Source organism: Dulcicalothrix desertica PCC 7102, from assembly GCF_003991905.1.
Lineage (GTDB): Bacteria > Cyanobacteriota > Cyanobacteriia > Cyanobacteriales > Nostocaceae > Dulcicalothrix > Dulcicalothrix desertica.
In genome coordinates this window covers 71,116-91,586 of sequence record NZ_RSCL01000022.1, presented here as the reverse complement: position 1 = coordinate 91,586, position 20,471 = coordinate 71,116, and the positions used below count along the sequence as shown (strand labels likewise).

Annotated in this window: 18 protein-coding genes; 6 read left to right on the top strand and 12 right to left on the bottom strand. The window is 38.3% G+C overall.

From position 1 onward, the window contains the following. The first annotated feature begins 8 nt into the window (after positions 1 to 8). Complete coding sequence (locus DSM106972_RS36755; RefSeq protein ID WP_127085329.1) at positions 9 to 1,808, top strand: CHAT domain-containing protein; 1,800 nt, start codon at positions 9 to 11, stop codon at positions 1,806 to 1,808. Between the two features lie 22 nt (positions 1,809 to 1,830). Here DSM106972_RS36755 and DSM106972_RS36750 read toward each other — a convergent pair whose 3' ends face one another. After that, positions 1,831 to 2,181, bottom strand: coding sequence for a hypothetical protein (locus DSM106972_RS36750; protein ID WP_127085328.1), 351 nt, complete (start codon positions 2,179 to 2,181; stop codon positions 1,831 to 1,833). 570 nt (positions 2,182 to 2,751) lie between these two features. Here DSM106972_RS36750 and DSM106972_RS36745 point away from each other — a divergent pair. Next, positions 2,752 to 3,135 (top strand): transposase, encoded by a 384-nt coding sequence (locus DSM106972_RS36745; RefSeq protein ID WP_127085327.1) that lies wholly within the window; start codon positions 2,752 to 2,754, stop codon positions 3,133 to 3,135. Between the two features lie 765 nt (positions 3,136 to 3,900). On the opposite strand, the gene DSM106972_RS36735 is transcribed toward DSM106972_RS36745, so the two are convergent. Next, a complete protein-coding gene (locus DSM106972_RS36735) occupies positions 3,901 to 4,038 on the bottom strand; it encodes a hypothetical protein (protein WP_186538679.1) in 138 nt (45 codons plus the stop codon). Positions 4,039 to 4,637: 599 nt separating this feature from the next. Then, positions 4,638 to 5,564: an HsdM family class I SAM-dependent methyltransferase gene (locus DSM106972_RS36730; protein ID WP_233787357.1), complete on the bottom strand. Its 927-nt coding sequence runs from the start codon at positions 5,562 to 5,564 to the stop codon at positions 4,638 to 4,640. Between the two features lie 380 nt (positions 5,565 to 5,944). Here DSM106972_RS36730 and DSM106972_RS36725 point away from each other — a divergent pair, with 380 nt between their 5' ends. Further along, positions 5,945 to 6,901 carry an RpnC/YadD family protein gene (locus tag DSM106972_RS36725; protein WP_127085325.1) on the top strand — a complete coding sequence of 319 codons (957 nt, stop codon included), beginning with the start codon at positions 5,945 to 5,947 and terminating at the stop codon, positions 6,899 to 6,901. Positions 6,902 to 7,209: 308 nt separating this feature from the next. On the opposite strand, the gene DSM106972_RS36720 is transcribed toward DSM106972_RS36725, so the two are convergent. The 7 genes from DSM106972_RS36720 to surE form a co-directional block, all read right to left on the bottom strand. Further along, on the bottom strand, positions 7,210 to 7,539 hold the full coding sequence (locus DSM106972_RS36720; protein WP_127085324.1) for a low molecular weight protein tyrosine phosphatase family protein: 330 nt from the start codon (positions 7,537 to 7,539) through the stop codon (positions 7,210 to 7,212). Positions 7,540 to 7,770: 231 nt separating this feature from the next. Beyond that, positions 7,771 to 10,563: a preprotein translocase subunit SecA gene (gene secA, locus DSM106972_RS36715; RefSeq protein WP_127085323.1), complete on the bottom strand. Its 2,793-nt coding sequence runs from the start codon at positions 10,561 to 10,563 to the stop codon at positions 7,771 to 7,773. Between the two features lie 228 nt (positions 10,564 to 10,791). After that, entirely contained in the window at positions 10,792 to 11,343 is a 552-nt protein-coding gene (locus DSM106972_RS36710) for a cytochrome C (protein ID WP_127085322.1), read from the bottom strand. 439 nt (positions 11,344 to 11,782) lie between these two features. Further along, positions 11,783 to 12,691, bottom strand: a complete 909-nt coding sequence (locus DSM106972_RS36705; protein WP_127085321.1) for an AAA family ATPase — start codon at positions 12,689 to 12,691, stop codon at positions 11,783 to 11,785. A gap of 111 nt (positions 12,692 to 12,802) precedes the next feature. Next, positions 12,803 to 13,834 (bottom strand): bifunctional riboflavin kinase/FAD synthetase, encoded by a 1,032-nt coding sequence (locus tag DSM106972_RS36700; protein ID WP_186538681.1) that lies wholly within the window; start codon positions 13,832 to 13,834, stop codon positions 12,803 to 12,805. 138 nt (positions 13,835 to 13,972) lie between these two features. After that, positions 13,973 to 14,863 carry an MBL fold metallo-hydrolase gene (locus tag DSM106972_RS36695; RefSeq protein ID WP_127085319.1) on the bottom strand — a complete coding sequence of 297 codons (891 nt, stop codon included), beginning with the start codon at positions 14,861 to 14,863 and terminating at the stop codon, positions 13,973 to 13,975. Positions 14,864 to 15,134: 271 nt separating this feature from the next. Beyond that, a complete protein-coding gene (gene surE, locus DSM106972_RS36690; RefSeq protein WP_127085318.1) occupies positions 15,135 to 15,962 on the bottom strand; it encodes a 5'/3'-nucleotidase SurE in 828 nt (275 codons plus the stop codon). 288 nt (positions 15,963 to 16,250) lie between these two features. On the opposite strand from surE, the gene pheS reads away from it, so the two are divergent. From pheS to DSM106972_RS36675, 3 genes are all read left to right on the top strand, one after another. Next, a complete protein-coding gene (gene pheS / locus DSM106972_RS36685; RefSeq protein ID WP_127085395.1) occupies positions 16,251 to 17,255 on the top strand; it encodes a phenylalanine--tRNA ligase subunit alpha in 1,005 nt (334 codons plus the stop codon). A 538-nt stretch (positions 17,256 to 17,793) separates the two neighbouring features. Beyond that, positions 17,794 to 18,006 carry a hypothetical protein gene (locus DSM106972_RS36680; protein WP_127085317.1) on the top strand — a complete coding sequence of 71 codons (213 nt, stop codon included), beginning with the start codon at positions 17,794 to 17,796 and terminating at the stop codon, positions 18,004 to 18,006. Positions 18,007 to 18,230: 224 nt separating this feature from the next. Continuing rightward, positions 18,231 to 18,686: a hypothetical protein gene (locus tag DSM106972_RS36675; protein ID WP_127085316.1), complete on the top strand. Its 456-nt coding sequence runs from the start codon at positions 18,231 to 18,233 to the stop codon at positions 18,684 to 18,686. A gap of 81 nt (positions 18,687 to 18,767) precedes the next feature. Here the strand turns inward: DSM106972_RS36675 and DSM106972_RS36670 are convergent, their stop codons facing one another. Together DSM106972_RS36670 and DSM106972_RS52780 are read right to left on the bottom strand one after the other, a co-directional pair. Then, on the bottom strand, positions 18,768 to 19,154 hold the full coding sequence (locus DSM106972_RS36670) for a VOC family protein (protein WP_127085315.1): 387 nt from the start codon (positions 19,152 to 19,154) through the stop codon (positions 18,768 to 18,770). Positions 19,155 to 19,701: 547 nt separating this feature from the next. Further along, positions 19,702 to 20,376 carry a hypothetical protein gene (locus DSM106972_RS52780; RefSeq protein WP_186538684.1) on the bottom strand — a complete coding sequence of 225 codons (675 nt, stop codon included), beginning with the start codon at positions 20,374 to 20,376 and terminating at the stop codon, positions 19,702 to 19,704. Positions 20,377 to 20,471 lie beyond the last annotated feature (95 nt).

The following is a 20,471-nucleotide window of genomic DNA, read 5'->3' as shown; positions in this document are numbered from 1 at the left end:
GTATATAGGTGGAACTGTTAAAGTTGTCTCTATCTGCCATAGATGAACTTAACTTCAAGATTTCTGCTGATTCTAGTGCAGGTGAGGGAGAAATTAAATCAAATTTGCCTTTTTTTGATAATGGCATTAGCCGACTTAACACCATAATTAAGACGTTAGATATTGTTAATTTTTCTGTTGATAAATTTCACCAGGAAGAAATAAATTGGATGATAATAAATAAATTAATCAAAGAGGAAAAAAATGCTTTTAATCCTAACTTATTAGTTCTTATTGGAAATAATCTGTTTCAAGCCCTTTTTCCACCTAATAGTCAAATTAAGTCAATATTAAATAGTGTTATTACTTTAGCTGATAATAAGCATAGTAAGGTTCACATACAATTTACTTATAGAAGTGAAAACCCATCTGATTTAACTTATTATCCTTGGGAATTAGTGCATGACGGTCAACAATTTCTAGCACAACGTAATTTTACTTTCTCAAGATATATAGCTTATGATGCTGTCCAACCAAATTTACCACCAGTAGAGAAGCTTAATATTCTTCTAGTTTCTTCAAGAGCTTTCGACTCTAATAATGATTTAAAGCAATTTCCTAGTAGTGAGCAAGAGGCAATACGTAAAGGAATAGCTAAAGCTCAACGACAAAAATTTGTTTCCCTTTCTAAACGTAAAATCAATAAATTTAATGAATTTCGAACATATCTGACTGAAAATAAAAATAAAAAAATTCCTCACATAATTCATTTTGATGGACATGGGATGTATGGAAGAGCTTGTACAAACCAGCTATGTAGAAAAATTAATTCTGGAGTAAAAGTGAGCAAATGTAAATACTGTAATTCCGATTTAAGTAGCCCTCAAGGATATTTGCTTTTTGAAAGCGATGAGGGTACAGCAGATTACGTGAGTGCTACTAAGTTCGGCGATTTAATACAGAAACATAGTTTTAATTATAAAAGTCAACAAGGTATACTCTTGTTAGTACTTAGCGCCTGTAAATCAGGCATGGCACTTGCTGGTGATTCAAATTTTAATGGTATTGCCCAAAACTTGATCAGTCGTCAAATACCCGCAGTAGTAGCAATGCAATATTTAATTGAAGTATCTGTAGCAGAAGCTTTTACAGAACAATTTTACCGCTCATTAGGACAAAAAAACTCTCTTGCTACCGCAGTTAGTGACGGTTATGAAGCAATAGGTTTTGAAACCAATCAGTGGTATCGTCCAGTTCTTTATTTACGCTGGAGAGACAATGAAGGTGGACAACTTTTTGAGAAGTCATCAGAGTCAGAACCAGACCAAATAAAAAAAATAGTTCATAAGTATTTAGCGAATCAGCGAGATTCTGCTACTTCTGAAGAACTATCTAAAGAATTTAGTAGTGCAATAGATACAGTTGAATCATTCATTCAAACTACTCAATTTCTTAAACCAGCTGAAAAATGGCTGCAAGATGATAATATACGGTGGGAATTAGCTGAAACTTTAGTCAAGAAAACGCTAAAAGCACAACATTTGAAAAGTTATCGAACCCAAGAAGCTAAGGACGAGGCAAAGTTTCAATATCATCTAAACTTGTATAATTGTTTATATTGGCTTCTGGAAGCATTTCAGACTTGGCGAGCCAAAGAAATAGACTATTTTTATGATGATTTAAGCGAGTTTCCTAATCAACTATATATTGATGCTTTAAATAAGTTGAGAGATATCGCTCTGAAAGATTTTGCATCTAACAAAAATGTATTCAATGTGATAAGCTATTTCATTGATATGTTGATAGACAACTTAAATAAGTACACTTAATTTTAAATATTTTGAAAAATATTTAGAATTTTTTCTTACGCTTCAAAGACCTTTTTCTCCAATGACCTGATACCAATACCCCATTCCTATAGTGTTCGCTCACCCATATAGAACCATCTTTTATATGTGAAATCGATTGCGAACTTAAATTTGATTTTTGGTAAAATTCTCTTTTTGAATTATTGGTAATGTTTTTTGGAGGAGGCTTTGGTATAAATTGTTCATTACTAGCTTCATAAGCTTTAAGACTATCTATTGCCAATTTTAAATACGCGACTGTTTGTTGTACCTGCGAAGAGCGCAAGTTTATTAATCTTGAACGAATTCCTTCTAAGGTGTCAATAAATTGAGTTAGAAAATCTTTTCGTACCATATCTACTTAGTTTCAATAAAATTTTTAGTAAGATTTAAAAAAACAAGAAACAATCCGAAAACTGACTAGCCTACGCAATTAATATAAATATTTATTTTTATGAAATTCGTTTATCACATTAATAGAGACTTATGCAAAATTACTAAGCGTTTATAACCAATTTTTTACTATTGGTTATATTCCTTATTAAGATGTCATACTAATAGTTTCTTTTTGACAAGTCACTACCGTTAACTGGGACAGTGGCTTACTGATGATGAACTACTACTTAGAAGAGCTAAAAAGCGTAGCAAGCTCACACGCGGAGCCTGTCACTCGCTACAAATGCTTATAAACACAAGCGATTTTGAAGAATTTTTATAAGCTTTCTAGCTTGTGTTCTTAAGAAATACATTACTTAGCAGCTAATAAAGACAATCTGCAACATACGTATTTATGTGTTATGTAAGTTACTTTCCAAAACAAATGTAGAGTAGTAAGGCTTATACTTCATAACGACTGTCACATGCAAGCCTTGCCATTAGGTTAAAATTTTGACGAATCTTGAAGCTCAGTGTTCTGAGCTTTAAGATGAGACAAAATAACGACAAGTATCTTAGTTTTCTAGAAAAAATCCGCTGGGAAGCACAGCCACAGTGCCCTTACTGTGAATCAAATAATGCCACACCTTACAAAAAAGAGCGAAGATATCACTGTAATAGTTGTTATACTTCATACAGCGTTACTGTCGGTACACTCTTTCACAAAACTCATATAAGTATGGAGAAATGGCAGTTGGCTATTCGCATGATACATAATTCGCCAGACGGTATTAGTGTTCGTCAATTAGCCAAAGAATTAGGAATTAATAAAAATAGTGCTTCTTACATGATGGAGCGTATTCGCAAAGCCACATCTGAGGAACAAAAGCTCCTACAGAAGTTTGCCAACTTTCAGCTTAAGGAGGATGTTTAGCAGCCCTATCTAAGCTAACAATTTATTAATTTGTACACTTAGATTTTATCTAACTCTTGTGGGATGGGCATCCTGCCCGTCCAAGAGTGCAAATTTTCAGTGTATCCTTTTAGCATTTGTAAACTTAAACTTTTTATAATCATCTAGACACTTATGACTTTGATACTATTTACTATGGCAAAAGTGCGTTGGTGCGTGACGCTACAAGTATTGTCGTTACTTTGAAGTTTTTTCATGGCGTCACGCACCCTACTTCAGAATGGCACTTACTTAAGCATTCGCTCCAAGGCAAAAGCATTGGTATGATAGGCTTGCAGGCTCTGGTGATGGCGATTTACACGGTCGGCACCTGCATCAATACCAATACGTATCAACTATACATCAACGTAAAGCGCGATTAATTTATAAGTGGTGAAAAACAATTTATCACTTTCTCAAATCTAACTATATAATTACAAAATCTTAATTAATACGCAAATACTATTTAATACTTACTAATAAAACCGGAGGGCGCGTGAATAAATCGCGCATTTAGGGCGGGCGCCTGTAACACTATATTTAAGAATAGAGGTAAGTAAGTAAGTAAGTAAGTAAGTACAATCAAACGCTCAGGATGTAAAATTGTTGTTGTAAAAGCTTTAAAAATTAGCTTTTAAGCAATTTATATTTCTGAATTCTGTTATACTTTATGAAGTCTGGCTAAGAGATAAAAATGCTATACAATCATCACAAAAATAAATTAAAAGATGTTTGTATTAATACACTTTACGCAGCAATTTGAGGTTTAGTAGCATTTCTTGGTTTGGTCATAAAAGGATATGATTTTTGTCTACGTTTTATAACTCTTGGCTCAGTACGGTCGCTACGATCTGGAAGTAGCTTTTGTACAATTTTATCAAGCATGTCTGTGATGATAATTCTGTGTCTGAGATAGTTGATGACAACAGAACTTCTTCAATTGTTGATGCTGATAAGATTCCTTGCCACGGTATTCCTAGAGAACGACTAAATTTTTCCTTGAGAATTTCTACACAATTAGGCATAGTAGATATAATTGTTTTTTGATTTTGTCTCCAAGTCCTGAATGAAGTGAAATCAAGCAGGTTCCTATTTAACCTTGCTTTCCAGTTCACTTTTTTACCTTGCTTGGAGATTTTTTACATGCCTATTCTCTCATATTGCACATACTATTTCCGGAGCTAAATTCTTATATAAAAACAAGTAAGCTCCTTGTATAGCTGTGATATTTTTAACATAGTGTTACAGGCGCCCGCCCTGAATGCGCGATTTATTCACGCGCCCTCCGGTTTTATTAGTAAGTATTTAAATAGTACTTAAGTATTCATTGATTTTATAATTGATAGTTAGATTTAAGAAAGTGATAAGTTGTCGTTCACCACTAATAAATTAATCGCGCTTTACGTTGATATATAGTTTATACGTATTGATATTGATGTAGGCGCTGACCGTGTAAATCGCCATCACCAGAGCCTGCAAGCCTATCATACCAATACGTTTACCCTTAAGTAAGTACCATTCCCCCATAGGGGGGGATTGGCGATTACTACATCAAACTCATCGTTATAAAATTTATCATCTGTGAGTGTGTTGCCATGCTCTATTTTTGAATCCACCCGAAACCGACTTTCAATTTTTGCCAGTGCGTACAGCGCATCATTCCAGTCTTGCCCAAAAGTTTGGGTTAGTCGCTTAGACCTTTCATTAATTCTATCTTCCACACCGAATAATAAGTTACCACCGCCACAGGTGCAGTCGTAAATTTTTAACAGCTTATCAGATTCCTCAATCTTAGAAGCAATAATTTCCGCAATTAGCCCAATTACATCATCTGGTGTGTACTGTTCCCCTGCTGTCTCTGCCGAAATATCCGCCCAACGTCGCTTAATATGCTCTTCCAGCGTTGTAATTGCTGAGTTATCAAACGGTTTTAAATTAATACCGCTCCATTCTTTCGTATAACCCAAAAGCGCTTTTTTCGCCTTAAGCTTTGTAATTATCCCTTTAATATCGAGAAACTTCTCCCCCTCTGTCGCATCAACACCCAGCAGGTCTTTTGTTTCCCCATCAAAACCCCGCAGGTATGCTTCAAAGTCCACGTCAAAGGATTTATCATTTTTACAAATATCCTTCAGGGTTTGGTTCCTCTCAAAAATATAAACGTTATATCCCTGCCCCTTATCCTTAATTAGGTCGATTAAATCCTCTTTTGCGATATCTGCCAATGCCTCGGCGCCAATTTCTGCCTTTAACTCATCAAACATCCTCACCAAGCGACTTTCAATCATCACCAGTGCAAAAAATGGCATCATATAAGATGGCCACTCCGACTCCTTAATGCCGCAACCCCTTAGTAAATCAGCAGTTGCCCAGATATTTGATTCGTATTGGAGGATATTGTTAACGGTCATGCAGCAGTCTTTGGCTCAAAGGTAAAAATCACTATTACTCATTGTGACAGGGGAAGCGCGAAAATACACAAGTGATGCAACATTATTACCCCTAATTTGTTAAATGTAATTCAGTGTCGTTATTATAACAGAGTTTATCTGCGTGAGCTACAGTACTTAAAAGAAATCCCCCGCTCTCTTCGGGGGGACTTCATAAGTAAAAATCTTAGCCCCCCGAAATCGCGCTCTGTTGGGGGGATCAAAATTCAAAATACACGCAATACTAGCAGCATATTAATATTAGATAAAATCGATAAAATTAGTTATTTTAATTAACATTTAAACATATATTATCTGATAAAATAATATTGTATTGAGTTTTAAATGGGTGAATTTCTACAATGGCAAAAAGAGTATTATCAGATTACGATAGCCCTTGGAAAGAAGCATTAGATGTATATTTTGAATCATTCATGGAGCTATGTTTTCCTCATATTCATAGAGATATAGATTGGCAGAGAGGTTATGAATCATGGGATACAGAATTAAGAGAAATAATTAGAGACGCTGAAATTGGAAATAGGGTTGCAGACAAGTTGGTAAAAGTCTGGCTCCATGATGGAGAAGAAGTTTTTGTATTGATTCACGTTGAAATCCAAACCCAATACCAAAAAGAATTCCCCAGACGAATGCACGTTAGCAACAATAGAATATCCGATAAATATGGCAGAGAAGTCATTAGTCTTGCGGTATTGGGAGATGATGATAAAAATTGGCGCCCGACAAGATTCGCTTATACACGTTGGGGATTTATTAGCGGCACAAAATATCTAATGGTGAAGTTGTTAGATTTTCAACCGCGTTGGAGCGAATTAGAGCTTTCATTAAATCCATTTGCAGTGGTAATAATGGCACATTTAAGTACTTTGGAAACTCTTGGAAAGCCAAACCAAAGGTTTCAATCCAAATTAACTTTAGTGCGCGGACTTTATGAACGTGGTTATACTAAAAATGAAATACTGGAGTTGTTCCGCTTAATTCAATGGATGATGGTATTACCAAAACCATTGGAAATCAGCTTTAAACAAGAATTTAAACGTATTCAGGAGGAAGGACGAGTGCCTTATATTACAGATATCGAACTAGATGGCATGGTCAAAGCGACTCGTGAGTCAGTTGTCACGGCTTTGAGGACACGGTTTGGTGTTACACCAACACAAGTTAGCGAGCGTCTTGAGGCAATAGAAGATTTAGATGTGTTGAGAAAACTTCTCGAACAATCAATTACCATAGCTTCTGTAGAGGAATTTCAGCTTCGACTTAATGAAATTCCTCTATCCGAAGAAGCTTTGGAATAATAAGCATACTAAGAATTGCGTTTTAAATTTTGATTAAATACATGGTAGAGACGTTACATGTAACGTCTCTACCGTATCTTGGGTTTGATGCACGTATTTACCATTTTGACGGCGCCTTTATAATGAATTACGCTTAAAAGGCGCCTAACATGACTATTTAGATAGTAAAATTATATACTTTTGGTCAAGATAAAAAGCCGTGTTTTTCTCAATATAAATACGAAATTCGCGTTTTTCGGTCAAATAATATACCTTTGTTTTCATTTTTGACCGACTTCGGCGCCTAGATAATACATTAATAATACGTGTTAAAACGTTCCCAACAAAGGAAGTACTTTAATTTTCAGCAAATCAATCAAGTCAGCATCCATATAATCATACTCGTCTGGTAGGTCTAAACAAATAACTCGCTTGCCTTTCAAATACGGCTTGAATTTTTTTGATAGCTTGTTTCGATGAGCTTTTTCCATTACAAATATAATATCCGCGCGTTCTACAGCTTCAACAGATAGAGGTACTTCAGCGTCATGGTTTAAACCCGCAGATTCTACATCTAATCCTTCGTATTCAGAAAATATTGCTTCTGCAGTTGGACTTCTAAGTTTATTTTGGCTACATATAAATAAAATTTTTTTCATTGTTACGCTTTGTGATGTTGGAGTTAGTACCCTAATATCTAACTAAATAATTCTTTCTTTGTGTTCTTTGTGTCTATCCTGCGGCAAAACTTCGTTAACAGATTATGTGGTTAATTTTTCTTTTCTCTGTGGTCTAATAGTCTTTGTAGTGAAAAATTATAATAAAATAAATGCACAGGCAGGGATGCCTGTGCTACAAGAGGTAATTTACCAATATTCAATTGTTAAAGCTTACACCATTTCCGATTGCTGCATAGCAGGTTGAGGTTGAGGTTGGAACATGAACAGCGAGTATACAACGTCTCTACGAATATTTGTCATCATATCCAAGAATAATTCGTAACCTTCGCTCTTATATTCAATTAATGGGTCTTTTTGCCCATAACCACGTAAACCTACCGACTCACGCAAAGCATCCATACCTTGTAAATGCTCACGCCACAAAGTATCAATACGCTGCAAAATAAAGAAGCGTTCGGCTTGACGCATTAAACCAGCTTGAATTTGGTCGATTTGTGCCTCTTTCATATCATAAGCAATACGAACTTGCTCATGAAGAAAAGCCTTAATTTCGCTCACCGACATGTCTACCAACTGTTCCGATTGTAAATCAGCTAGTAAGTAAACAAACTCTTTAACTTTTTCAACTAATTTATCGAGTTCCCATTCTTCTGAAGGCAAGTCTATATTAATGTAGTAGTCAACGATGTCATCCATCGTTTTCTCAGCATACTTAATTACTTGCTCTTTCAAATCTTGCCCTTCTAATACCCGGCGCCGTTCCGCGTAAATAGCACGACGTTGGTTATTCATAACTTCGTCGTACTCAAATACTTGTTTCCGAATGTCGTAATAATATGTTTCGACTTTCTTTTGGGCGCCTTCCAAACTACGAGTTAACATACCCGACTCAATAGGCATGTCTTCTTCGACGTTGAACATGTTCATCAAGTTGGCGACTTTCTCTCCCCCAAAAATCCGCATCAAGTTATCCTCTAAACTGAGGAAAAATCTGGCGCTTCCAGGGTCTCCTTGTCGTCCAGCACGTCCCCGTAATTGATTATCGATACGGCGCGATTCGTGACGCTCGGTACCAATTACATGTAACCCACCCAACTCAACAACTTTGTCATGCTCAGTTTTGGTAAACTCTTCATACTCGTGCCGAATACGATTATAAGCATCACGCAATTTTTGAATTACTGGGTCATCAGTAGGCGCCTTTTCTGCGGCAACAGCAATTCTTTCTTCTGCCTCAAGTTCGGGTAAACTGCGCTCACCATACTCACGTGCGGCAAACTCTACTGCTTGCTTTAATAAATTCTCAGTCTCTTTTCCAATTTGAGTAGGGAAAATTTCTGGAGAAGCACGCCAAGTTTTTACCTTTTTACCAGGTACAAACCCTTGACCACCACCACCATGACCACCAGGTAAACCACTAGCACGTTGAATACCAAAAGTATCTTCGTCTTCTGGTTGAACAAGACGTGGCATAAAGTATTCGCGCACCTTCAAACGTGCCATATACTCAGCATTACCACCCAAGATAATGTCAGTTCCACGACCTGCCATGTTAGTCGCAATAGTCACAGCACCACTTCGTCCTGCTTGCGCGACAATTTCCGCTTCACGCTCTACGTTTTCTGGACGCGCGTTAAGCAACTCGTGTGGTATCTCCATTTGCCGTAACAACTGACTGAGATACTCAGATTTTTCAACACTAGTAGTACCCACCAATACAGGTCTACCTAGCTCGTGCATTTCCGCACATTCCCTTGCAATGGCAGTCCATTTACCGTTTTCAGTCTTAAAGACCATATCCGATAAATCTTTCCGCAATCGAGTTCGGTTGGTGGGTATTATGGTAACTTCCAGCTTGTAGATTTTTTCAAACTCAGCTTCTTCGGTTTTTGCTGTACCCGTCATTCCACCCAATTTAGGGTATAAAAGAAACAGGTTTTGATATGTAATTGTTGCAAGAGTTTGGGTTTCTGGCTGAATTTCTAAGTGTTCTTTTGCCTCAATCGCTTGGTGTAAACCATCACTCCAACGGCGCCCAGGCATAACCCGACCTGTAAATTCATCAACGATAACCACTTCACCACCACGGGTAATATAGTTAACGTCCTTTAAAAATAATTCTTTAGCTTTAATAGCATTAAATACAAAATGTGCCCAAGGGTCTTCTGGGTCAAATAAATCGGTAACTTCAAGTAAATTTTCTGACTCTGCAAACCCTTCATCACTCAGCAACACGTTACGTGCTTTCTCATCAACCTCATAATGGTCATCTTTTTTGAGTGCATTTGCAATTTCTGCCGCTCTGAGGTATTTTTCGGTTGGGCGCTCAACTTGCCCCGATATAATTAACGGTGTACGTGCTTCATCAACCAAAATCGAGTCAACTTCGTCAATAACGCAGTAATTGAAGGGACGCTGCACTACATCTTTGATATCTGTCGCCATATTATCGCGCAGATAGTCAAAACCAATTTCACTATTTGTTACATAAGTAATATCGCAGTCGTAATTCTTCTTACGCTCTTGCGGTGTCATACTTTGTTGAATAAGACCTACACTCAAACCCAAGAACCGATGTACCTGACCCATCCACTCAGCATCTCGACGAGCTAGGTAGTCGTTAACGGTTATTACGTGTACACCTTTACCACTTAGAGCATTTAAATAACTCGGCAAAGTCGCCACAAGGGTTTTACCCTCACCAGTCTTCATTTCGGCGATTTGACCTGTATGTAGAATAATACCACCTAACATTTGCACATCGAAGTGGCGCAACCCTAACACACGCCGTCCAGCTTCTCGAACAGTTGCAAAAGCTTCCGGCAAAATATCGTCAAGAGTTTCACCCTTTGCCAAACGCTGTCTAAACTCTACTGTTTTCCCCTTCAACTGCTCATCTGAAAGAGACTTAATTTCTTCCTCAAAGAGATTAATATCAGTGATGTAAGGTTGGTATTTTTTAAGTTTACGAGCGTTGGGGTCGCCCAACAAGGTTTTTAGCATGGCGGTTAATTAACTAAACAAAGAATGGGAATAATTAATGAAAGGCTTATAGATTATAGACATTTCACATAACCGAATTTAATAATTATCATCGGTTATACTCTAACAGACTTATTATATAGACGGTTACTTGAGACCAATATATATTGAGACTGTTTCCATATTAACCTAGGTTGTCCCCAAAGCTTGTCAGGAACTCCGACCATACTCCTGTCGCGATATCCCACCTTATTGCCACTCCTTGCTTAAGCTGCGAAAGTCATAATTATTTGCTCCTGGATGACATGTTACACAACTACTAACTTGTGTAGGGTTTGGTAGTTTAACTTGAGGATGTAAAGCTTTGAAATAACGTGAGCTATTTAAACGGTACGGTATTTGCTCGTCTTCGAGTATTGGACGCGAAAAAGTCGAAAGGTATCGCCACACTAACATACGCGGTGGGTCTACTAGCGGTTGAAGTTGTGAACCGTAATGTTGGCTATCGGAAAGAAGGTTTTTCCAGGTTTGAGTCGGAAAAACTGAGGCAGGCAAAGCAATATGACAAGTCGAGCAATTTTCTAAGTAAAGCTCCTGTCCAAGTTTAAATTGTGCAGGTACTACATCTACCGTACCAATTGATGACATTGTATCATCATTCGGAGTGGCGCCGTTTACACTTGTAGCAAAAGCGAGTAACCATCCCATCGCAAGACTCCAAGCCAAAACTATTAAAAGTAAACCAATCGGATTACGTTTTAGCCTTTTTTCCTTACTTTTGCGTTTAACGAGATTAGACATTTTAGATTATAGACTAGAATATTGTACTATGTAGTTCTAACAAACAAAACCAATAAATTTTAAACTCACCAAAATATAACCTGCATACACGCACTATACATTCAGAGTCTTATATTAGCTGTTTTGTTGCCATTACATAGTTTTTAAGATAACTATTGGCAACGGATGATAAACGGATGTAACGGATGCTCCATATTTAGCCAGTAGTACTAATGCTTGCAATAGAGACGTAGTTGCTACTGGTTAGCTTAACGAGTAGTACCAAATATAGTGATTTGAAGACCAATAGTGCTTCATGTCAATATTGGCGCCAATTTTAAATCTCTCTGACTAACTTTCTTCTCTGTGTTATCTACGACGGGCGTAGTAAAGATAATTACTTTTTTACTACACAGGCGAGACGCCTGTGCTACAATCCATTAAAATCCAAAATATAAAATTAAGGTATTGGTACTGAGCGTAGTATACGCTCCATAACACTCTTAGCTCGGCGCCCACCTACTGGTATCAAACGATGACACAAAACATTCGGCGCCAATAATTTAATGTCATCGGGAATTGCATAATCACGTCCCAGTAAGAAAGCAAGAGCCTGTGTAGCACGTTGCAAAGCTACAGTACCACGGGGACTGGCGCCAAGGGTAATTTCTTCATCTTGCCGTGTCGCTCGCACTAGGTCAAGAATATATTGTTGTAACGAAGTATCTATTTTAACGCCCGCACATAAACGACGTAACTGTGCAAGCTCTTCCAAAGTAATACAAGGCTCTAATGTGTCAAATTTCACACCATCTATTTGACGTTGCAACATTTGAAGTTCTTCGTTTTCCGATGGATAACCCAGACTTAATGACAGCATAAACCTATCCATCTGAGCTTCTGGAAGCGGAAAAGTACCTTGATACTCAATAGGGTTTTGGGTAGCAATAACAAAAAATGGTGAGGGAACCGGACGCGAAACACCATCAACAGTTACTTGTTGTTCTTCCATTACTTCCAACAATGCTGACTGAGTTCTAGGTGTAGCTCGATTTATTTCGTCTGCCAGTAGAACATTCGCAAAAACAGGCCCAGATAAAAAACTAAATTCGCCGCTTTTGGGATTCCAAATATTAGTGCCTGTTATATCGGTCGGTAGAAGGTCTGGAGTACACTGTAATCTTTGAAACCTACCGTCAATAGAACGAGCTAGCGATTTTGCTAATAAGGTTTTACCAACACCTGGGACATCTTCTAGTAGCGCATGACCACCTCCAAGCAAGGCAACTAGTACCAAACGGATAGATGTAGTTTTGCCAACTATTGTTTTCGCTAAGTTTTGTGTCAATGCGTCAATTTTTTCTCTCATGTCCCACCCCATTCGCACAATTAAATAAAGGTACGGATATACATCCGCACCCTGGCTTTACTTCTTGAGTCCTATATTGAGTATTCCCGCAACTCGCCAAAAATGAACATGTCAACTAAAAAAAGCTTTGGCAAGAGAGCAGTCAAGTTGAATTTGGTTCTTTAATGCTTCTAGAGAGGCAAATTTTGTTTCAGGTCGCAAAAATTTCTCTAGCTCAACTACCAACTTCTTACCATATAAATCTGCTGCCCAGTCGAACAAATGTACTTCAATAGTTACATTTTCACCATTTACTGTGGGACGGTTGCCAATATTCATCACACCAAGGGCAAGGAATTCAAGCAGTTCCGAAGCACCGGACGCTTCAAATATACGAACTGCATAAACACCATTGCTTGGTAAAAATTTATCTTTAGGTAACTCAAGATTTGCAGTTGGAAAACCAATTGTTCTACCAAGTTGTTGACCTTTGACAACAACACCGTGTAGAGTATATGGTCTTCCAAGAAGTTGTTGTGCGCGTTCAACATTGCCCTCTTCAAGGATGGAGCGAATTAATGAGGTTGAAATGCGCGTCATCTCTGGGGTTGTATTTTGTGCAGTACTATCGTGCTGAGTATCAATCTCTAAAGAAACAATCGTTACAGGAATATTGTACCTAGCCGCGATAATTTGTAGGTCATATGCGGTTCCACTGCGTTTTGAACCGAAACGAAAATCTTGCCCAACACTAATTTGGGTTGCTTGAAGTTGTTGCACTAAGATTTTCTCAACGAACTCCACAGGAGATAACTCACATAATTCGCGGTCAAAGGGCAGCAGTACTAATTGTTCGACACCAAGCAACTGTAATTGCTTAACCTTTTCATTAAGAGGTGTTAGCAATGTACGAGGTTTTCCGCTAAAAAATTCTTGCGGATGAGGGTCGAAGGTGACTACAGTCGAGTGGATATTCCCTTGTTCCAACTCTCTTGAACTCAAATTTAATCCCATCTCTGTGCTGGATGAGATGGGTTTAATAACCTGCTGATGTCCGCGATGTACACCATCAAACTTGCCAAGTGCGACAGCAGTAGGCGTTAGAGCTAATTCAGCTTGATTAGTAACCCGCACAGAACACCCATTTGGAGACAGATTTAGCACTTTTTGGTACTGGGATAAGCGTGTTTATGAGCGATTCACTTCAAAAGACTAACTGTCTAACGACCATTAACTTTTAAAGCGAAACCTATCACCAATCTAATCTAAAATCTTCTATTACTCCGGTTATCTATGTCTATTTTAAATATGGCTAACAGGAAATGTTTCTGATAGTAGAACTGATACGGGCACCTCAAGCACCATTCCTTCTTTTGCCATAATGGCGCCAGAAAAGTTTTGTGCAGCTTGTTTGCCAACCGAGTCCAAAAAATCATCATCGTGTGCTGGGTCATGATGAAAAATCACCAAAGTTTTGACGTTAGCAGCTTGGGCAACTTTTACTGCTTCTTGCCATGTCGAGTGACCCCAGCCAATTTTAGGAGATTTTGGAGAATTGTATTCCTCATCTGTATAAGTTGAATCGTAAATTAGAATATCGGCGTTACGTGCTAACCAAAGAACATTTTCGTCGAGATGATCAGCAAAATGCTCTGTATCGGTGATATAAGCTGCGGCACCACCACACCAGTTGACCCGATAACCAACAGCTTCACCAGGGTGATTGAGCGGCGCCGTTTCAACGACAATATCATCAATTTTGATTGGCTCTCCTGGCGCCACATCATAAAAATCCAAATCAGCCTGCATAATTTGTAAAGGTACAGGGAAATTAGGATGTAGCATTTGGTCGTTAAGACGCTGCTCAACGGTGGAACCATCAGGTGCAATTGCGCCGTATATACAAAAATGGTTTCCTCTCACAAATCCAGGAGTGAAAAATGGAAACCCTTGCATATGGTCCCAATGCGAGTGAGTAAAAAAGATGTGCGCGGTCGTTGGCATTTGGCGCAATAACGATTGCCCCAAAACATGTAACCCTGTACCACCATCGAAAACTAAACGCTTGCCGCCCACTTGCATCTCAACGCAAGGGGTGTTGCCGCCATAACGCACCGTGTTCGATCCCGGACAGGGGATGCTGCCGCGAACCCCCCAAAAATGCACTTTAAAATGTTTTTCTATCCTAGACATGAGTTAGTCAAAGCTTGATACTGAGTGGGCGATTTAAAACGTGACTCGTTTTGTTTAGTTTATACGCTATATAAAACCAAATGGCAGCAAGCGTGAATTCACTGGTAATGCTATATACCTAATTTCATTTTACTTTCCAAAGTTTCTAAACATAGAAAAGTACTGCCGTTACCCTTGTACAGTTTTAAGGAATCATGCGCGTAAGCTTGATTTATGAACTGCTCCTACTTTATAGCCTATATTTTGTCATTGTTGCATTGACTGACGGTAACTACTCTGTTTGTTTACCTGCTTGCCACTCGCCACCGATTCCCCACTCGCGCTTGCATAGCTCAGTCGCTGCCTTAGAATAAGTAAGATTATACTGTAAAGGAGTAATACTTATGTAGTTATCACGTATAACATGTACATCTATTGGTATATTTTGAGGCAAATTTAAGCCAATAGGAGGCTCGATATCTTCTTGAACTTCCCCAGTGAGCCAGTAATAAGTTTTACCACGTGGGTCAGTACGCTTGTCAAAAACATCAATGTAGCGCCGCACTCCTTGCCGTGTAACTACGGCGCCCCTTATTTCTTCCCACTTGACAGCAGGAACATTTACATTTAATAGCATCAAGTCAGGCAAAGGATTTTTTGCCAGCTCGGCGATCAAAATAGAAGCAAAATCGGCTGCGGGCTGAAATTCCCGAATTGTATGACTTGTTAAGCTAAAAGCAATGCTGGGAATACCTTCGATTAAACCTTCCATAGCAGCCGAAACCGTCCCAGAGTAAAGAATTTCTGTACCAACATTGGCGCCTTGATTAATTCCCGACACAACCAAATCAGGCGCCGAATCAAGCAAAGCCCACAGCGCTAACTTGACACAATCCGAAGGAGTTCCATCACAAGCCCAAGCTTTGACGTTGGGATGAAATAATGACTCAACTATTTCAGCACGAATGGGTTGATGCAAAGTTAGCCCATGTCCGGTTGCCGAACGCTCCCGGTCTGGACACACCACAGTTACCTCATGACCAGACAGAGCTAAAGTGTTAGCTAGAGTCCGGATACCTAGAGCAGAAACCCCATCATCATTGCTAATTAGCAGTTTCATTTAGTTAGTAGTGTTGCTATAAACAATTAATAAACAATATCATTAACGATATCGTCGTTGAACATTCATGCCGAGTCAGGGACGCATAAAACTTGATTTAATTTGATTTAATTTAAGAATTATAGTTTCTTTTTGCTAATCTAACTTATTACAAATACTTTTCAACTGTATAAAAAAATTAATAAATAATTAATAAAATACATACTACACTATTCTATCACTATGACGTCAGTTCAGGGTAGATGTTGTAAACTCAGTATTGCCCAAGCACGTATTAACAACCAACAGATGAGCAACCCTGAAAACGACTTAGAAGCTCAACTAAATGCACTGCGTACTGATGGAGAAAACGCAATTCGTAGCGCTGACACCCTTGACCGACTAGAAGAGTTGCGCGTTAACTATCTAGGCAAAAAAGGTCAATTGTCTGTGCTTTTAGGCAGCATGGGCAAACTGAGCGCTGAGGAACGTCCCAAAATAGGCGCCGCAGCTAACACTGTAAAGGAAGCTTTACAATCTAGCCTTGATAAACAACGCACCGCATTAGAAGCAGCAAAAATACAGGCACAACTCCAAGCGGAAACGTTAGATGTAACAATGCCAGGTATTTACGAGCGTCCTCAAGGTCGGATTCATCCCCTCAACGGTATTATCGACCGTGCCTTAGATATATTTGTAGGTATGGGGTATACCGTTGCACAGGGTCCAGAAATGGAAACTGACTACTACAATTTCGAGGCACTAAACACACCTGCTGACCATCCAGCGCGAGACATGCAGGATACATTTTACTTACCTGACGGAAATTTACTCAGGACACAAACCTCGTGCGTACAAATACGTTACATGGAAGCTGAAGAACCACCAATTCGTATTGTGGCGCCAGGGCGAGTGTATCGTAAAGATGATGTAGACGCTACCCACTCAGCAGTCTTTCATCAAATTGAACTCTTAGCTATTGACGAAGGATTAACTTTTACCGACCTCAAAGGCACAATAAAAGAATTCTTAACTTCAATATTTGGCGACCTACCCATTCGCTTTCGCGCTTCTTACTTCCCATTCACCGAACCAAGCGCCGAAGTAGACCTACAATGGAACGGACGCTGGTTAGAAGTAATGGGTTGTGGAATGGTTGACCCAAACGTTCTCAACGCAGTAGGTTACGACCCCGAAGTATACACTGGCTTTGCCGCAGGTTTCGGTGTCGAACGCTTCGCAATGGTACTACACCAAATGGACGACATTAGGCGCCTGTACACCAGCGACCTCAGATTCCTAAAACAATTTTAGTAAAGAGTGCTGAGTGCTGAGTGCTGAGTGCTGAGTAAAAAGTTAGGAGTTAGGAGTTAGGAGTTAGGAGTTAGGAGTTGAAACTCTTTTTATGCTGCTAAAAGCAGTGAATCACGCTCGTACACAAAGGGCATAAAGGCAATGACTTATAGGGGTTAGTATGCATCGTAGTTAATTTTACTTCTTCCTTTGTTTTCTTTGTGTTCTTTGTGGTTTATTCCCTTACCTATCAAAACAATACTGTTTCATCTCCAAGAAGATTTTCTCTAGAAAATTTCTAGGTAATAGGCATCGCAATATCACAGTAAATAATGATTTAAAGTATCATCTTGATGGATATATAAAAAATATCAAAATGTCCATATTGAAGGAAATAAAAAAACGTTTATCAAGTCAAGTTAACATTGATTTGCATTATCTAAAACTTGATTAAATCAAAGATTTTTTATACGAAATTTCTTACTTTGTCAATACGGCACCTTCCTTAATCATTTGGAAGAAGCGAGGTGCCAATGATATTATATAAATAATATCTACTTTGAAATTGACACACCTCGCTCAAACACGAGCAGAAACGCGCGGCTTTATGCTTATTTCTCACAAAATTTTTAATCAAGGTTATCAAAGAGTAACTTATAATCTCGACCCAGAACATTTGCACTTCTATTATAAAGATGCTGCTGAGTACACGCCTGTGATGTCGGCTAAATCGGTTGTTCTCTACGATAAAGTTGCTCTGACTTTAATTTGAATTATGGAGGCGCCGTGTACTCAGCATCAATTTTTGCTTTAATTAGCTTAAGTGTTATTGCTTTTTATTCTCAGCAAAAAGCAAAGCAAAAGTAAGTAATTGCACTCCAAAAGTTATAATTAAATTTATAATGACGGAACTTAACTTTTCAAAGAAGGCACATTCCTTATAATTATTGTAGTTAATTTAAAATATGGAAATTTAAAAAAACGTAGGATAGCTTAATGAAATTAATAAACAAATTATTAACTATTTTCACAGTTTGTAGCTTTAGTTTTGTAGTCCAACTTGAAAAAGTTTTAGCAGCAACGCTCACTGTAATTTCCGAATCTGCTGTTGTAAATAAGAATACTAAGGAAGTATTATTTACAATAAACTTTAATAAAACCCCAGACTTTTTATCAACTGATGAATTTGGGCGCCAAGCTGATTCATTCCAATACTTTATCGAAGCTGATGGGAAATTTCCAATATGGAGAGGTTCTCCGTACTATAGCGAACTAGATGCGATTGTTAGAGGAGAAGAAATTCATGTTGCAGGAAATATCCGATTTCGTAAAGCTTTACCAAGTTCTAGTGACCCCAACTCTGGAGGATGGGGAGATATTCGAGGTTCAGTCCCGTATAATTTAAACGGAAACACTGTATCATTCTCGGCGCCTCCACAACATATTAATTAAAATATGAACTTATGTAAATTTTTTAGGTGCCCGCGAACGGTAATGATGTCGGGCACGAGCGCTGTTCAAGCTAAAAGCGTGTTAAGCATTTTGCTGGAGCATACAAAAGACATTTAGCTTATTTCCATCAAGGTCACGAAAATACCCTGCATAAAATCCTGGCAACGCACTTCTTGTCCCTACCGCTCCTTCATCTGTAGCACCCAGTTCCATTGCTTTGTTATAAACTGAATTTACTTTCTCAGAACTTTTTACTTCAAGCGCTACCATTACCCCATTCCCAATCGTTGCTTTGTTTCCATCGAACGGTTTTGCAATTGCAAGTGCTGGTAACTCTGGAGAAACACTCCAGGCAATAAACTCTTCGGTTTCCATAAATCTTTTGGCGCCAATTTCAGAAAGCAAAGAATCATAGAACTTTGCTGCTCGTTGAATGTCATTTGTTCCGAGTGTGACGTATCCAATCATAACTTTATATCCTTGCTGCTACATAGAACGCTAAAATTAACATTACACCCTAACACGCTTTTTTAGTACAAATACTACTTAGTATTATTTTACTATAATATTGCTTACCTAAATAACTGTTAACCAATATTTTTACACAACTGATGCGCGTAGATATGGAAGTTGCACAATTTTATCATTTTTGTAACTGATTTGAAGAGAGAAAAGAGCTTGAATTACATAGCTATCAAAGGATCTGCTAACACAATTGGTAATGCTGAAGAGCAAATAGAAAATTCTTCTATTGTTATCCAAAATGCCATAGAAAAAGCTATTGCACTTTTATAAGTAGGTGGAGTTTACATGTTTGGCAATTCTTATTTATGCAGCAGTGGTCAAAAATATGACGCTCATCAAGGGGGAGCATCCAATGAATGGAAGAAACATAAATTATATGGCGCCGATAATGTACAAGCAGTTTGATTCGAGATTAATAGGTCGGTGCCATCAGTTTTATTGATTTATTCATGGGCGCCGAACTTTTTTCACCTAAAGGCGCCTAATAGTTTTAATTAGTACTCTTGCCAGCATATTTTTCAAATGCTTCTCTGAGATAATCGTGCAAATACCATAACGGATTGCCAAATTCCTCAGCGCTGTCAGCCCCTAATTCTATGAATAACGGCGCCCGTTTATTTATTTCTTCTGCGACTTTTGCGGCAAATTCCTCATCATAAAAAGATTCTGGACTCACCTGTTGAAAACAGCAAGAATCATCTTCATACTCTTCAAAGGTAATATCTTCCTCATCAGAAAGAAAATCATCATCAAGAGAATCTATCTCATATGTAAATGTAAAGCCAGCTACCTGACTAGTTTTTGGATAAGCATTGTACCAAAGAACATGAAGTGCAGAAGCTAACACTCTCCTCTTCCATATATGGGTACTAGGTGAATCTAAAAACTCTAAAATTAGCTCTAAATTATCTCTAGATGCAATAACCAAATCTTCGTCTTGTTGCGAAAACGAAAGTCCATCGTTAGTTGCCCAAATGGACAACACAGAGCGTGAAAGCCCTGGCATCGAGGCACTTTCACTAAATTCTGTTGAACCACATTGAGGACATGGTTCTCCCCAAGCGCGCGTTTGTTCAAATGCTGCACTTAATTCGTCAAGAAGTCTTTTTTCTTCGTAACCGCAGCTATCACAGGTGCGACTTTGTTCGTATTGTTCCGTTGACATCTACAACTTCCATATCTTAACAGATACAATTATCTTCACGCTTTTGTAGAGCAATTACGAAATTTCTTGCTTTGTCAATATGGCGCCTGTTCTTA